The sequence below is a fragment of the Mucilaginibacter polytrichastri genome (assembly GCF_001911425.1).
GTDB classification, from domain to species: Bacteria; Bacteroidota; Bacteroidia; order Sphingobacteriales; family Sphingobacteriaceae; genus Mucilaginibacter; species Mucilaginibacter polytrichastri.
In genome coordinates, this window is record NZ_MPPL01000001.1 from 5,255,918 (window position 1) to 5,270,978 (window position 15,061).

Annotated in this window: 14 protein-coding genes and 1 tRNA gene; 3 read left to right on the forward strand and 12 right to left on the reverse strand. The window is 42.3% G+C overall.

What is annotated here, in order from left to right; genetic code table 11:
* Positions 1-7: 7 nt before the first annotated feature.
* Positions 8-2,311: an amylo-alpha-1,6-glucosidase gene (locus RG47T_RS22735; RefSeq protein WP_074492059.1), complete on the forward strand. Its 2,304-nt coding sequence runs from the start codon at positions 8-10 to the stop codon at positions 2,309-2,311.
* An 8-nt stretch (positions 2,312-2,319) separates the two neighbouring features.
* On the opposite strand, the gene truA is transcribed toward RG47T_RS22735, so the two are convergent.
* The 8 genes from truA to RG47T_RS22770 form a co-directional block, all read right to left on the reverse strand.
* Positions 2,320-3,126: a tRNA pseudouridine(38-40) synthase TruA gene (gene truA, locus RG47T_RS22740; RefSeq protein ID WP_074492061.1), complete on the reverse strand. Its 807-nt coding sequence runs from the start codon at positions 3,124-3,126 to the stop codon at positions 2,320-2,322.
* Positions 3,127-3,258: 132 nt separating this feature from the next.
* A complete protein-coding gene (locus tag RG47T_RS22745; RefSeq protein WP_074492063.1) occupies positions 3,259-4,056 on the reverse strand; it encodes a DUF2711 family protein in 798 nt (265 codons plus the stop codon).
* A gap of 164 nt (positions 4,057-4,220) precedes the next feature.
* Positions 4,221-4,979, reverse strand: a complete 759-nt coding sequence (locus RG47T_RS22750) for an alpha/beta hydrolase (protein ID WP_083627499.1) — start codon at positions 4,977-4,979, stop codon at positions 4,221-4,223.
* Between the two features lie 593 nt (positions 4,980-5,572).
* Positions 5,573-5,649 (reverse strand) — tRNA-Met (locus RG47T_RS22755).
* Positions 5,650-5,835: 186 nt separating this feature from the next.
* Complete coding sequence (locus tag RG47T_RS22760; RefSeq protein ID WP_074492065.1) at positions 5,836-6,726, reverse strand: SDR family oxidoreductase; 891 nt, start codon at positions 6,724-6,726, stop codon at positions 5,836-5,838.
* Between the two features lie 272 nt (positions 6,727-6,998).
* Entirely contained in the window at positions 6,999-7,484 is a 486-nt protein-coding gene (locus tag RG47T_RS22765) for a C40 family peptidase (RefSeq protein WP_171972584.1), read from the reverse strand.
* Between the two features lie 126 nt (positions 7,485-7,610).
* Complete coding sequence (locus RG47T_RS26220; RefSeq protein ID WP_171972585.1) at positions 7,611-7,787, reverse strand: hypothetical protein; 177 nt, start codon at positions 7,785-7,787, stop codon at positions 7,611-7,613.
* Entirely contained in the window at positions 7,775-8,251 is a 477-nt protein-coding gene (locus RG47T_RS22770; RefSeq protein WP_074492067.1) for a hypothetical protein, read from the reverse strand. Before RG47T_RS22770 ends, RG47T_RS26220 begins: the two co-directional genes overlap by 13 nt.
* 249 nt (positions 8,252-8,500) lie before the next feature.
* Here RG47T_RS22770 and RG47T_RS22775 point away from each other — a divergent pair, with 249 nt between their 5' ends.
* The gene (locus tag RG47T_RS22775) at positions 8,501-9,796 is read left to right on the forward strand and encodes a BamA/TamA family outer membrane protein (RefSeq protein ID WP_245770828.1); all 1,296 of its coding nucleotides are present in this window, start codon (positions 8,501-8,503) and stop codon (positions 9,794-9,796) included.
* A gap of 101 nt (positions 9,797-9,897) precedes the next feature.
* Positions 9,898-10,992 carry an acyltransferase family protein gene (locus RG47T_RS22780; RefSeq protein WP_074492069.1) on the forward strand — a complete coding sequence of 365 codons (1,095 nt, stop codon included), beginning with the start codon at positions 9,898-9,900 and terminating at the stop codon, positions 10,990-10,992.
* Positions 10,993-11,045: 53 nt separating this feature from the next.
* Here the strand turns inward: RG47T_RS22780 and RG47T_RS22785 are convergent, their stop codons facing one another.
* The 4 genes from RG47T_RS22785 to RG47T_RS22800 form a co-directional block, all read right to left on the reverse strand.
* Positions 11,046-12,173 (reverse strand): acyltransferase family protein, encoded by a 1,128-nt coding sequence (locus tag RG47T_RS22785; protein WP_074492070.1) that lies wholly within the window; start codon positions 12,171-12,173, stop codon positions 11,046-11,048.
* Between the two features lie 283 nt (positions 12,174-12,456).
* On the reverse strand, positions 12,457-12,843 hold the full coding sequence (locus tag RG47T_RS22790; RefSeq protein WP_074492072.1) for a DoxX family protein: 387 nt from the start codon (positions 12,841-12,843) through the stop codon (positions 12,457-12,459).
* Between the two features lie 76 nt (positions 12,844-12,919).
* Positions 12,920-13,498: a cupin domain-containing protein gene (locus tag RG47T_RS22795; protein ID WP_074492074.1), complete on the reverse strand. Its 579-nt coding sequence runs from the start codon at positions 13,496-13,498 to the stop codon at positions 12,920-12,922.
* Positions 13,499-13,760: 262 nt separating this feature from the next.
* Positions 13,761-15,041: an MFS transporter gene (locus RG47T_RS22800; protein ID WP_074492076.1), complete on the reverse strand. Its 1,281-nt coding sequence runs from the start codon at positions 15,039-15,041 to the stop codon at positions 13,761-13,763.
* Positions 15,042-15,061 lie beyond the last annotated feature (20 nt).

The window sequence follows — 15,061 nt, forward strand, 5'->3', positions numbered from 1 at the left end:
AAAGAACATGTTACGAATTATTAGCAGGATACTATTTATACAACTTGCACTGGTTGCCATTAATACCAAGGGGCAGGCAGTAAACGCCGATGCCCGCCTGTTGGATGCCATGAAGATTACGGTGCCTAAAGATGCCAACCGGGAAGTATCTTTTACCAACCAGGACGCTGCTTACTATTTTACCCAAACCCATCAAAACAATCACCAGGAGTATGCCTGGTTTGAGGGGATGAACATAGCCAAAAGCCGTGTATTTGGTGGGTATAACCTGTTTACAGGCAGCCAGAAACTAGATAATAAGGATGCAGAGGCTTGGGTATATCCTTATAAACTGGTACGCAAACATGGTAAGCTTACCGAAGAGCTTTGGATGCTTGACCACAGAAACGTTATTGAAGTTAGCCTGGCCGGGGCAACCGGTTCTGTAGGTATCCAACTGAAGGGTAAGGGTATTAAGTATCTGAGTCAGAATAACAATGTCGCTTTTTTTTCGCCGGTAGAGGGTAAGTATGTAATTGCCGTGAGTGCCAAAGGCCGCCAGTCTGTACAGCCCGAAGACCAGATTGTGTATGCAGATGCCAAAGCCGGTGAGTTTTTTATAGCCGTGGGTAAAACCAATGCCGAAGCGGCAGCCTTGATCAAGGAAAGCAAGCTTAATATTGCCCGGTTTAAAAAAGAGCGGGTTAAGCGCATGCAAGATTTTTTACTGCATAATGCCTACACAACCAGTAGTAACGATTCGCTTACACTGGCCCTTAACTGGCTCGAAACCACCACCAACCAGCTGGTTACCCACCAGCAAGGTTACGGTATTTATGCAGGCCTACCCTGGTTTAATGAATATTGGGGGCGCGACGAATTTATCTCCTTACCCGGCGCTACCCTGGTTACCGGCCAGTTTGAAACCGCTAAAAGAATTTTAAAATCTTTTGCACAATACCAGCAAACCGACCCCACCTCTAAATATTTTGGCAGGGTGCCCAATATTATTAACCCGCAGAATATAGATTACCATACCACCGATGGTACGCCGCGCTTTATTATTGAATTGCAGGATTATGTAAAATACTCCGGCGATGTATCGCTCATCAGAGAGCTATACCCCAATGTGAAAAACAGTATTGAAGGCGCCTTAAAATATTGGGTGGATGATAAAGGCTATTTACTGCACGAGGATAACGAAACCTGGATGGATGCCCGCGATAGCAAACTGGTATCATATTCGCCACGCGGTACGCGCGCTAATGATATCCAGGCATTGTGGTATAATCAGCTGCGTGCAGGTATCTATTTTGCCCGGTATATGAAAGATAATGCCGGTGTAAGCAAATGGGAGCAGGTGGCCAATAAGGTGAAAAGCAATTTCGAAAAAGACTATACCAATACCCCGCTGGGTTATTTGGCCGACAGGTTGACCAAAGACGGTAAAGCCGAGTTTACACTAAGGCCTAATCAGCTTTTTGCACTGGATATGATTAATGACAGTACACTTAAATACCAGGTGATACACAAGGTTTGGCAGGAGCTGGTTTTTCCGTGGGGGGTATCAACACTGGATAAGCACGATCCGTTTTTTCATCCATTTCATTTAACAGTCGACTACCCTAAAGATGAAGCCTACCATAACGGCACCATCTGGCCCTGGTTAAACGGTATTGCCATGCAGCGCATGATAGAGGCCGGGCAAACAGAAACGGCCTACAAGCTCTTTAACAACATGAACCGGCAGGCGTTAACGCTTGGCGTAGTGGGTGGTTTAAGCGAAAACCTGGATGCCTATCCGCACCAGGGCGAGCGCTGGCCGAGATTAACGGGGGCGTACTTGCAGGCATGGTCAAATGCGGAGCAATTGCGCATCTGGTACCAGTATTTTCTGGGTATCCGGCCTGATCTGGCTAATGGCGTAATTACTATCGCTCCCCGCATACCCGATGCTATAAAAAGGCTTGACTATAATCTGGTGGTGGGCAGCGGGTTAATCAGGGCGGGCTATGTGGCTTCGCCGGTTAAGAATTACTCGTACAGCTTTAGTGGCAAAAGTGCAGTAAAGGCCATTATAGATGTTTATCCTTACGAGGTAAAACAGGTTAATGTTGATGCTAACTCGTCGCTGCAACTGCGTGTGGTTAATAATGAATTGGCCATTAGCCTCTACAGTAAATCGGGCAAACTGATTAGAAAGGTGAGTGCAACTTTGTCTCAAGCCCGTATCGAACAAAATAATTTAAGCAATAAATACCTTAGGGATTTGCAATTTGCCAAACCAATTGGTTTGGAGAATCACCCGGTGATTAAAAACAAGGCACAATAATTAGCAGGTTATTTAATTGCTTTCCAGTTAGTTTCGCCTGCAAGCATCTGGCTAAAGGTGCTGCATGGCGCAATATCGAGGTAAGGGTATTTGATCTTACTAAGATATAAACCTTGCGGATAAGCCGGTTTAATAATTTGCAGCAACAAAGGGTCAATCAGGTGCGATTCAAACTCATCAACGCTTAAAGTCCCGGTGCCAATCTCAATCAGTTTGCCGGTGATGATCCTGACCATCTTCCCCAGAAAGCGGTTGGCCGAAATGCGAAACCTCAGTTTATCACCGGTTTGGTCTGTAAATACCCCCGCCTCGCTAATATGGCATATGGTGTGCGTGTTTCGGTCGGGCATTTTGCAAAAAGCATGGTAATCATTGTACTTAAGCAGCAGGCCGGCAGCGCGGTTCATTTGCTCGATGTCCCAATTTTTAATGAGGTAGTAGGAACTGAAATTACTCAGAAAGGGATCTTTATAGGTATGAATAAAATAATCGTACGACCGCTCTATGGCATCAAAGCGGGCATGAGCATCGTCGGGCATCGGTATGATCTCAAAAACGGCAATATCACTAGGCAATAACTTATTGAGCCTGAAAAGCAGGTCGAAATCCCAGGCTTGTGTGGTATCCAGGTGGAAAAAGTATTGGCTGGCATGTACCTGGGCATCAGTGCGGCCGCAGCCCACAATCCATAAGGGCGTTTTAAAGATCTGGCTTAAGGCATTTTCTAAAACCTGCTGCACACCGGGGCCGTCCGGGTGTTTTTGCCATCCGCTATAATTGGTGCCGAGATATCCTAAATGAAAAAAGTAACGCAAAATGGGTTAAATACAGATTGCTCAAAATTACAGATTAAATAACATTTGCCTGATATAAAGAAAGGCCTTAATCGTAGTCCGTTTCATTAAGAAGGTAATTGTTAAAGCTGGAAAGGAGTATATCTCTGGGTATTAAATTTCTTCGTTAGAATACCAATTATGTATAGTTTCATTACTGCTAAAAAAGCCTTCAAACTCAAATTTAGGAATAATTTCATCTAAGAGTACTTGGTTTCCGCAGATCAGAAAATAGAAACTATCCCATTCAATAGTAAACAATAATGTTCTGTCAATAGGGAAAAAATACATGTATCCTCTAACCAATAAAACAAATTCAACACAAGGCAATGTGATTAAATTAATAACTTTTCTGTCTTGAAAAAACTCGTCAGTAATTACAAGATCCACTTTCCCCATTGTTTTTAAGCAATTATAAATACGAATTAAACTTAATGCGGTGATACGACCCTCTGTAGGATAATAAATTGAATTACTTACAGCGAAAGCATTGAGTTTTTGTTGCAGATCTATTCTTCTAAAGTCGCGACCAAGTGCGCCGATAGAGGTACATAATGCTAAGTTAATTTCGGAGAAGTTTTTCAACGGGGTATGTTCCAATACATACTGCCATTTTATCGGAGTACCGTTATCAATTATTTCTTCCACTTGCGGATAACTAGAGTTATTATTAGTATAGATCACCCGCTCAACGTTCGGGTCAAGGTTTTTGAATGCATCATTATTTTTCTGTAATTCTTCTAAACTTATAACTTTTGCTTGTTGTAAACTGGTATACTCTTCAGTGCCATTTTTAAGTTTGAAAAAAGGAGAAAAACAGATAAATACGCTGTCAAAATAATCCTTAAAATATTCTTTCAAAGGGTTATCGTATCCCGGGTAAAGATTATTGCTGTCAAATATATTATCCATAGAAAATTAGAAACAGAATTTTGGTATTGAAATAAGCGTGTAAGTTATTTAATCAAACTCAATATCATCCAGCCCCTACCAACTTATAAAAATACCGTCAATAAAGAAAGCCTCAAATCTTTCGATTCAAGGCTTTCTTTATTTTATTATTGTGATTGCTTCAGTTAATATTTATAGTTCGCGGCTTCTTCAATCACCTTCAATACTTCTTTAGGGTGAGAGTTCATCACCACGTGGCTCGATTCTATCTCTATGGTTTTGGCTTTCATTCTTTTAGACATAAAGCGTTCCAGATCTGGGTGGATGGCTTTGTCGCTTTTGGCAACCACGTACCAGCTTGGTTTCTGTTTCCAGGCAGGCGCTTCGCTTTTGTCGGCAAATACGGTTTGCGAGGCGGGTACTTGCGTGGTATAGATCATGGCCTGTTGTTTCGCGCTTAAGTCGGCAGCAAATACGGTTTTCACGCCTTCTTCTGATAAAAATAGAAAACCGCTTGAGGGTACAAAGTATTTGCCCAGTTCTGTTTGCGGGGCGTTGGCAGATACGGTTAAAATGTTTTCGCCCAGGTCTGGTGCATAAGCAGCCAGGTATACCAGGCCTACCACTTTAGGGTCGTTACCTGCCTGGGTAATTACAAAACCACCCCAGGAGTGGCCTACTAATATTACTTTACCTTTAATAAGGTCAATGGCTCTTTTGGTGGTGGCTACATCTTCTGCCAGTGAAGTTATGGGGTTTTGTACAGAAACTACATGGTAGCCTTTAGCTTGTAAGGCAGAGATCTGATCGGCCCAGCAAGAGCCATCGGCCCACACGCCGTGTACAAATACAATAGTTGGTTTTTCGTCTGCACTTTGTGCGCGGGCACCAATTGTAACCATTAAGGTTAAAATTAAAAAAGCGTAAAATTTAAATGTTTTCATGGTTTGTGATTTAGAGTTTAATAACCCTTTTGTTTATTGATGAGCAAGTTATATCAATGTATTTTTATATCTGTAAAATATAATTGTTCATTACAATTGCATTGCAATGGCTTGCCGGTTTTTACCGTATCGTGAAATTTGGAGGCTTAATGTTCCGCTGAAACTAAAAAGGCCGGGACCAAATTGTTCGATTGGAGTTCACCTTAATTGGAGATTTTACAGCAGTAGCTTATGCGCTAAAGTGACTGTTCATTTGTTCAAATAAATTGGTAACGCAACTACAAAGTTAAAATCATCAGAAAATGCATCATAAACGTTGCTTTCATTTAATAAGGGTACGCGTACTTTGATAAGTTCAAGGAGAAGTTTCCCTCTTTTTTGTAACCAGTCATCCTGAAATGATGTAACATGACACCTGTCGTTAAAAGTTTGACGAAATATAGCGTCGATGCTATTAGCTGATATACAGTTACTTAAGAGCAGTTTTGGTATGCCGATTAAAATTTATCATTATACCGATTTTTAATCCTTAAGGGATATGCTTTAAAAGCAAAAGGCCTCTCAGATTGCTCTGAAAGGCTTTTTACTTTATTTGGGTAGCGGGAACAGGACTCGAACCTATGACCTTCGGGTTATGAGCCCGACGAGCTACCAACTGCTCCATCCCGCACTATGTTTTTGTTGGGGTTGCAAATGTACAATAAATTTGCACGTTAATTCACTTTATTTGCAACTATCATTTACGTTTAAATGTTTTATGGTTTAACATTCAGTTAATGAATTGATTACAATAAAAGAAAACTGAATGGTTATATCCTATCCAATTTTCTTTTAACGCTAATTATTAAGATAATGCTTACGGCTGCCCTGCTCCGCCTGCCGAGCCGTATACCTGCCCGGTTGCAAAACTTGCATCTGCGGCTGCCAGCTGCACATAAATAGAACCCAGTTCTGCTGGTTGCCCAGGCCTGCCTAATGGCGTTTGGCCGCCAAATTGTTTCAGCTTTTCCTGGCTGGCGCCTCCGCTTACTTGCAAGGGTGTCCAGACTGGGCCCGGTGCTACGCCATTAACCCTAATGCCTTTCGGCCCCAGCTGCTTGGCCAGCGATTTTACATAGTTCATGGTGGCTGCCTTGGTTTGCGCATAATCATAAAGATCGGGCGTGGGGTCATAAGCCTGTTCTGATGTAGTGCCGATAATTACCGAGCCGGGTTTTAAATGTGGCAGGGCGGCCTTAATAATCCAGAAGGGGGCGTAAATATTAGTCTTCATGGTCCAATCGAATTGTTCGGTTGAAATATCAAGGATCGAAGCGTGCGCCTGTTGCCTGCCTGCATTGTTAACCACAATATCCAATCCGCCTAATTCCTTAACTGCTTTTTCTACCAGCTGCTGGCAAAATGCTTCTTCGCGCAAATCGCCGGGTATGGCAATGGCCTTACGGCCTTCGGCTTTAATCAGCGCAATTACTTCCCGGGCATCCGGTTCTTCGGCGGGGAGGTAATTAATGGCTACATCTGCACCTTCGCGGGCGTAGGCAATGGCTGCGGCGCGGCCCATGCCAGAGTCGCCGCCGGTTATTAATGCTTTGCGGCCAGCTAACCGGCCCGAGCCTTTATAGCTGGTTTCGCCATGATCAGGCCGCGGAATCATTTTACTGGCCAGGCCGGGCCATGGTTGGGATTGCCCTTCAAAAGGGGGCTTGGGATATTTGGTGGTTGGGTCTTGCAAGGGTAGTGTGTCCATAGGTTTTAAATTTGTTTGCGATGTTTTCTGTAGCTGCAATTACAGGCGAAACGGCTGCAGTGGCTAAAGTGGCACCAAGCCCGCCAATTACAGCACGACGGGAAATTTTATCTTGTTCATTCATGGCGATACATGCGCTTTAAATTGTTATCAGTATAACCAATTTGTTTATCATTTGGTTTTGATAATTATTTAAAAAGAAATAAAATTTCTTAAATGTAAATCAAATACCCGTATAAAGGATACTCACTAGAAAGACGAGGGTAGTTTTACTATCTGTTGTTTTGCGGAAAAATGCGAATGGTTTTCATATACCGCCCGGCATATTTTGGGTATAATGATGTTTCGGTAACGCCATGTGCCTTGCCAGATGTAGCGTGAATAAACCGGGGACCGGCTTCATCTACAGCAATAATTATGCCCATATGGCCCACAGTTTTGATGGTGCTATCGGTACCGGTAAAAAGGATCAGATCGCCGGGTTGGGCATCTTTTACATCAATCTCTTGTTTAACAAATGTAAAGTCGACCGAGCTTCTGGATACACTTATATCAAAGTGATTAAATACATAGGTAACAAAGCCCGAGCAGTCAAACCCTTGTGCTGGGTTTGTAGAGCCATATTTATAAGGAATGCCGTTTAACGACCGGGCAAAGTTTATGAGTTCGGCAGGTGTTGTTTTGCCTGTTGAAATAATGGTGATCTGTGACGTGTTACGATGGCTGCTATCTGAAGAAGAATTTGTGGATGCAGCCATTGAGCTGCTATCCGTAGCATTGCAAGATAAAATACTAATAGCCAGAAGATAAGCGCCACAATTTAATCTCATATATATAAATACACCATATATAGTTTATTGTTCATCTGGTACCTTCATCAAGGTTTAGTTAATTAAAACCAGGCCATTCAAAAATGTTTCCATTTCTGCCCGGGCTTCTTTATAAAGCATTGCAGAGGTGTAAGCTAATAGTTGAACCGTACCTTTCTGATCAGAGTAATAGTAGCCTAGATATTTTATTTTAATACCCTGAATAGTTCCGGACATTTCTAAATAAAGCATCTTTTGATTATTGTAATCCGGTACTCTTGGCCGGTAATCCGGGCATCCGCTGCCGCTTTTTGCGCATTAATTAATGCAATATTGCGCATGTTTTTGAGGTTAATCGGTGTTTTTTCTGTGGCGAGCATCGCCTGCCCATTACCTGATTTTAGGCTAAACCGGTATTCTGGTACTATTTCATTATCGCGATGCGGAGAGAATGTCCATTTAGCCGGGTTAATGTAAACACCAACATTAACGGTATTGCTTTTTACAAGAAAGGTAGCATAAGGTGATTTTACAAACTTAGCCCGATTTGTTTTTATTGTATCGGTAAGATTGCCGCCTGTACTATCTGCACTATATTTCCAGGTGCCATTATCAAATAAAACAACTTGCCTGCCGTTCTCTGTGAGTGCATTTATTTGTGCCCTTGAAGTATTAACGGCTATTAGCAGAAAGAATAGTATTACAAATTTGTTCATTTGTGATATTGGAAATATTGTTTGATTGGGCTTGAGTTAATTATGCACTAAATATAATAAATACCCTATAGTTAAAAGATCAAATATCTGTTTCTGAACGTTGAGAATCCATAATATAAGTATTGTTGGTTGCGGTACTGTAAACATTCTGGGTATTTAGTGGTTTGAATTTGGTATAAGATGATCTACAATTTGAAATTCGAACATTTATTATTTTACAAAGTGCAGTATAACACCAACTATAAATTTTTGTTACTACTGCTTCTGTTTGCAGGCATCCATCAGTTTGCTTTTAGCCAGGTAGCAACCGCGGTTGATTCATTAAAAGAAGATTCCCTGCATAAAAAAGCGCTTATTGCCCACCAAAAAGAACAAGCCGCACTGGCTACACAATATGATTTTGGCAACCTGGTGAGCGATATTATTCATCCCCATAAAAAGCCAGATTCGCTTCATAAACCATCGGGCATCACCATTATACCAAACATCGCGGCTAACCCAACTATTGGGTTCCAGGTAGGTATAAAGGCAGTAGCAGGCAGAAAGCTGGGTACAGACCCAACAACATTTATGTCGGTGGCTGCTACGTCGGCATCTATCACCACCAAGGGGATCATTTATTTCTACATCAACCATAATATTTACACGCCCGGTAACAAATGGAATTTTCAGGGTAATATCGTAGTGGCAAAATCTGTTACGCCCGATTTTGGCTTAGGCATTGGCAGGGAGGTTTCGGGAGGTACGGAGGCTCAGCAAATATTGGCCAACCCAAACCATAAGGTACGTGTACTTAATTCAACCTTTTACAACGTTAGGGAAAAGGTTTATAAAGAAGTTGCCGAAGGCCTTTTTATTGGTGCGGGCGCGTCTTTTGATGTGCGTAAAGGCATAAACGAAAAAGATACAAGCGCTTTAACCCCATATAAAATTTATAACAAAGAGCACGGCTTTAATGACAAACAGTATTCGGCAAATGGGCTGCTTTTTAACATGCAATACACCACCCGAGACAATCAGAACCGTGCCTATAAAGGTATTTACGCAGATTTGGGTTTGCGGGTTAACCAAACCTGGATGGGTAGCACCAAAAGCGCGGTACAAATAACAACCGATTTCAGAAAATATTTCAGCCTGTCTGAAGAGAATCCCGAAACGGTACTCGCCTTTTGGAACTGGGGTTCTTACCTGGTTAGCGGCGAAGTGCCTTACCTGGAACTGCCGGGTACAGCCCGCGACGGCGCTTTTAGAAGTGGCCGGGGCTACACTTCGCAGTATTTTAAGGGTAAAAAATTTAACGATACCGAAGCCGAATTCCGGTTCCCGATTACAAAAAATAAATTTTTGAGCGGGGTTGCTTTTGCCAGCATGCAAACCGCTGATGACGAGCAGGGCACCAAACTATTCCAGACATTTCAGCCGGGTTATGGTGCCGGTTTACGGGTATTGTTTAATAAAGCAACACGTACCAACCTGGCGCTCGATTATGCCTTTGGTAAATTTGGAAACAGGGGATTCTTCCTGAATCTGAATGAGTCTTTTTAACCGGACTGAAAATAACAGCAGGTTTTGATGTTTAAAATTTGACGAGGGGCTTTTTCATGATATTATTGTACTATCAAAATTAATTTGATAGTAACCAATTAATGAACGCACCAATAGCCGGCCTTAAAATTCTGAAACCCAAGCAGCATTTTGAAATATTAGATGGCTTGCGAGGCGTGGCCGCACTGGCAGTTGTAACTTTCCATTTTATGGAAGTGGCAATTAGCGACTATAGTCAGGATTTTATAGGGCATGGGTTTTTAGCGGTCGATTTCTTTTTCTGTTTGTCCGGCTTTGTAATTGGGTATGCCTATGACGACCGTATTGGCCAAATGGGTGTCGTAGAATTTTTTAAGTCGCGGATAATACGCCTTCATCCGCTGGTTATTTTGGGTTCGATATTGGGCTTGTTAACCTATTTGTTCGACCCTTTTAACATAAAGCCCGAATTACTTAGCACCGGTAAACTCATACTGATATTTATAAGCTCTATACTGTTGATACCCTATCCGGCTATGCCGGGCCGGTATTTTAATCTGTTTAGTTTTAATGCGCCGGCGTGGTCGTTATTCTGGGAATATGTGGCTAATATTTTTTATGCTTTTATACTGTATAAAGTTGGCCGTAAATGGCTGATGGGCCTCACCATAACTGCGGCAGTAATATTATGCTTGGTTTGTTATAAAGCAGGCAACTTAATGGGCGGTTGGAGTGGTGATACCTTTTGGCATGGTGGTGCGCGTATCTTCTATTCGTTTTTAGCGGGGCTGCTTGTGTATCGCTCCAATTGGATTATTAAAAACGAGCTGGGCTTTATCTCACTGTCGATATTATTGGTCTTGGCTTTCGTTATGCCGTTTTCTACCTGGAACTGGCTTACCGAGCCACTGGTTATATTATTCTACTTTCCGCTGTTGGTTGCCCTGGGCGCCGGGTCTGCATTAACTGCCGGGTTTAAAAAGCTCTGTAATTTTTTCGGTAAAATATCCTATCCGTTATACATGACACATTATGCCGTATTATGGGTATGGGCCAGTTATTTTAACAGCCACAAACCAGGTATAGCCCAAATGTTTTACATTATTATACCAAGCGTGCTGCTGCTGGTTGGCGTAGCGTATTTGGTAATGGTAGTTTATGATATACCTGTGAGGCGATACTTAAGTAGTAATAGAAAGGTATTGATAACAAGATAAGCTTATTCGAATAAGTCCCCGATTATAAACCGAGGCTTTATAATTCAATCAAATTAAGCACGCTTCATTAAGAAACGCTTTCTAAGCCATTCGCGCACTGGTTCATCATAAAGTTTAAGGCATGCATAAGCAATAATAACAGCTGTTACAAAAAGCAATGTACCAATTTCGAGGCCATAGCCTATCGGGATTTTATTATCTGCAACCCAGGCGGTATAAGTATAAATTAAGGCGTAGTGGGTTATGTAAATAGGGTAAGATATATCGCCTAAGAATTTACAAACCTTTTTGGCAAACTTGCCGGTTATATTACCGCCGGCCCCTATGGCAACAATAAGCGGGAACATTAAAATAATACAAAATGATTCATACAAACCATTCATCCAAAGGTGTTGCTCGTCGCCAATTCTTGGGATAAAAAATATAGCGATAATTAATAAGCTACAGATGGTAAAGGCATTTTTAATATGGATGAGCTTGCCCATGCGGCAAAGCAGCATGCCTGCAAAAAATGGATACAGTAACCGGGTGAAGCCAATGTTAAACTGAGCGCCATTAATGCTCCAGCCGCCAATAACATCGCCTTGCGGCCCCCATACTAAATAATGGGTAAGCATAACAGCAAATATTAGTACAAATACAGCAAGCACTTTTTTAGAGAATTTGCGAAAAACCAGCGCGTAAAGAATATTAGCAATGTATTCGAAAAACAGCGACCAGGCTGGCCCATTCAGTGGGTGCATTTCCTGCCAGCCACGTATGTCCATCGACATAGGCAGCGGAATCATTGTGAAACCAACTATCATAACCAATAGCATTTTCCAAACAGGCGTTTCATTAATCAGCGGAAAGGTTGCCCCGCCCTGGAAGTAAAAGAATGCAGCGCCAATTATTGTGCCCATAATAACCATAGGCTGCAGGCGGATAAGGCGCCGTTTATAAAACTCCCACTGTGTCATTTTGCCCCAGCGGTCATCATAAGCGTAGGCTACCACAAAACCCGATAACAGGAAAAAGAAATCGACAGCCAAATAACCATGATTAATTATTTGTTTGAAACGTGTACCCGAGTAGGTTTCGAAAACGTGAAACATAACCACAATTAACGCAGCTACACCACGTAAACCGTCGAGAATTTCATAATGGTTTTTTGTTTCGATATAAGCAGGAGCTTTAGTCATTGCGGTAAAATAGCTAAAATTGGTTAAAGGTTAGTCGTTGCCTTATCAGCAGCCAACGGGTATAAAATATAATTGGTTTTACGCAATGTGAAGGGGGTATTGCGTTTTTTCGACGCAACAATAATAAAGATTTTAGTTTACTACGGAAATAAGAAAAATATACTGGAACGAACAGCGAACAATAGACCGTAGAAGAATTCAGCATTAATAGCATAACCGTTTATACATAAACGGTTGTCTGAAATTGATATAATGATACTTTGGTTTGCAATAAGTATTGCTACTATTTGCCGGTACTTTTCAACGCCCAGTAAACCAGTACGGGTTGAAATAGTAATCTTAAAAATCTTTTCTTATCGGTATCTAAACCAAAAGCACTTCTCTTGTGGGTATATTGAGAAATATTGCCAGGGAAAACAGCCACAAAAAAGGCTGCTGCAACTTTGCCTACAGTTTCCTGGTGCTTTTCTGGTGTAAACAGCAGGGCGCTGCCCAAGGCAATTTCAACTATGCCCGAGGCTACAACAGTATCGTCTATTTTTAGAGGAACCCAATCTGGCACCTGCGCTTTAAATGCTTTGCGGGTAAAGGTAAGGTGGCTTATTCCTGCAAATATAAGGTTGGCGCCTAGCAGTATCCTGGCCGCTTTTTTAATAGTTTCCTCTTTCATGTGGTGATGTATGCAAATACTATTCCAGTATGTGAGCAGCTTAAAAGCAGGAGGCTTTATCAGATAGGGAGGCTATTTACATTTTTTTAAAATTCTTTATCGGCGGGCCAACTCTTTTAAACCCATGTTCTTCCCTAAATTTATCCTGTTGTTCTTCGGTCATAGTTTTAGCTATGCCTTCGCTTAATTTGGTGAAAAACTCTTCCATCTTGCCGGCCGGCTGAAAAAACTGTAATAACCGGCCTTCTCCCTCGCCAATCTTGGCAAAGCTATGTGGTATCATGCGCGGCCCAAAAACACTGTCGCCTGTTTTAGCCTGATAGGTTGTGTCTCCTATTTTAATCAGAAACTCGCCTTGTAGCACGTACCACCATTCGTCCTGGCTAAAATGAACGTGATGTGCGGGGCCGCCCTCTTTTACTCGTGATGACTCGTAAACGTATATATCGCCATCGGTATCCTTTGTTGCTACCTTGGTAATAAAGGTATCGCCTTCAAAAAGGGAGATGGGTTTATCAGTCCGGCTTTTACCGGCATCCACCATAAAACCGGCATTTACTCTAAATTTTGAGATGGTTTTTGCAATAATGTTAATTGGAGTAACAGCGATAGCACCCAAAGTGAGGCATGATTTTAAAAATAAATTTCGTTTCATAAAATGGCTTTTAAATTGTTGAGATGTTTATTGCCAATTAATAGCATACTCAAAAAAAGATAGCAGCAGCGGAAAGATCGTTTTAACAACATCCTAAAATAAGTAGATATGTATTAATACACAAGTATTTAGCCAAAATTTTAGCTGTTTTAAATTCGGATCAAGGTTGTAAGCAATTGTTAATGCGCTTTAAAATCCCATAAAGAAGCCTCAGTATTTCTGCTAAGGCTTCTTTATGGGGTTGTGGGAGTATATTTAATTATCAGGCTTCCTGTTTCATCATTTTCTTAGCGCCCAATAAAGCCAATAGTGTAACCGCAGCCGCCACCGTTAGGTAATAGCCCACATAAGCAAGCCCGTAATTGTGTGCCAATGTAGTTGCCAGGTAAGGCGTGAGCGATGCCCCCAGGATTCCCGCCAGTGTAAAGGCCAAGGATGCGCCGGTATAACGTACCGAGGCCGGGAATATACCAGCCAGGGCGGTGCCTATAGGCCCATAGGTAAGCCCCATTAAAAACATGCCCAGCGACAGGAATACCGCAGTTACTACCAGGCTGCCTGTAGTAAATAAAGGGGCAAAAATTAGCCCGAATATCATAATACAAATGGTTGCCACTATCAGCATATTGTTGCGTCCGTATTTATCAGCCAGCACTGCCGACAGCGGGATCCCCATGCCGAAGAACAGCATCGAGATCATTTGTATGATCAGGAAATTGCTTTTAGGATAATGCAAAGCCGAGGTGCCCCAGCTTAAGGTAAATACCGTCATCAAATAAAACAACAGGAAGGTAGTAATGGTAACCAGTGTACCTAATACAATGGCTTTGGTATGCTTAACAAAAACATCGGCAAAAGGCACTTTAGAGCGTTCGTTGTTGTCAACTATCTTCATAAAATCCGGCGTTTCAGATATTTTTGTTCGCACATATAGCCCAACCCAAACCAGCAATGCGCTGGCAATAAACGGGATGCGCCAGCCATAGTTTATAAAATCGCTTTCGCTCATGGTTTTGCTGAGTATAAAAAATATGCTGCTGGATAACAGGAAACCTATAGGTGCGCCTAATTGAGGGAACATGCCATACCAGGCTTTTTTATTTGCCGGGGCATTTTCTGTAGCCAGCAATACGGCACCGCCCCATTCGCCGCCTAAGCCTAAACCCTGCCCAAACCGAAACAAGGCCAATAATATTGGTGCGGCAATGCCTATTTTGGCATAGCCCGGCAAAAGCCCGATAGCAACTGTTGACGGGCCCATGGTAAGCAGCGCTGCAACTAAAGTGGCTTTACGCCCGTTACGATCGCCAAAATGCCCGAATAATGCCGCACCAAGTGGCCTGGCAAAAAAGGCCAGCGCAAAAGTAGCCAGCGACTCCAGCGTAGCCGAAGTAGGATCAGACGCTGCGAAAAACAACTTAGGGAATACCAGCACCGCGGCGGTGGCATAAATATAAAAGTCGAAAAACTCGATGGTGGTGCCGATGAGGCTCGCGGTAAGGATACGCGTTACAGAATTTTTAGGGGCAGGTTGCTGATTCATACACTCAAACATATTAAATT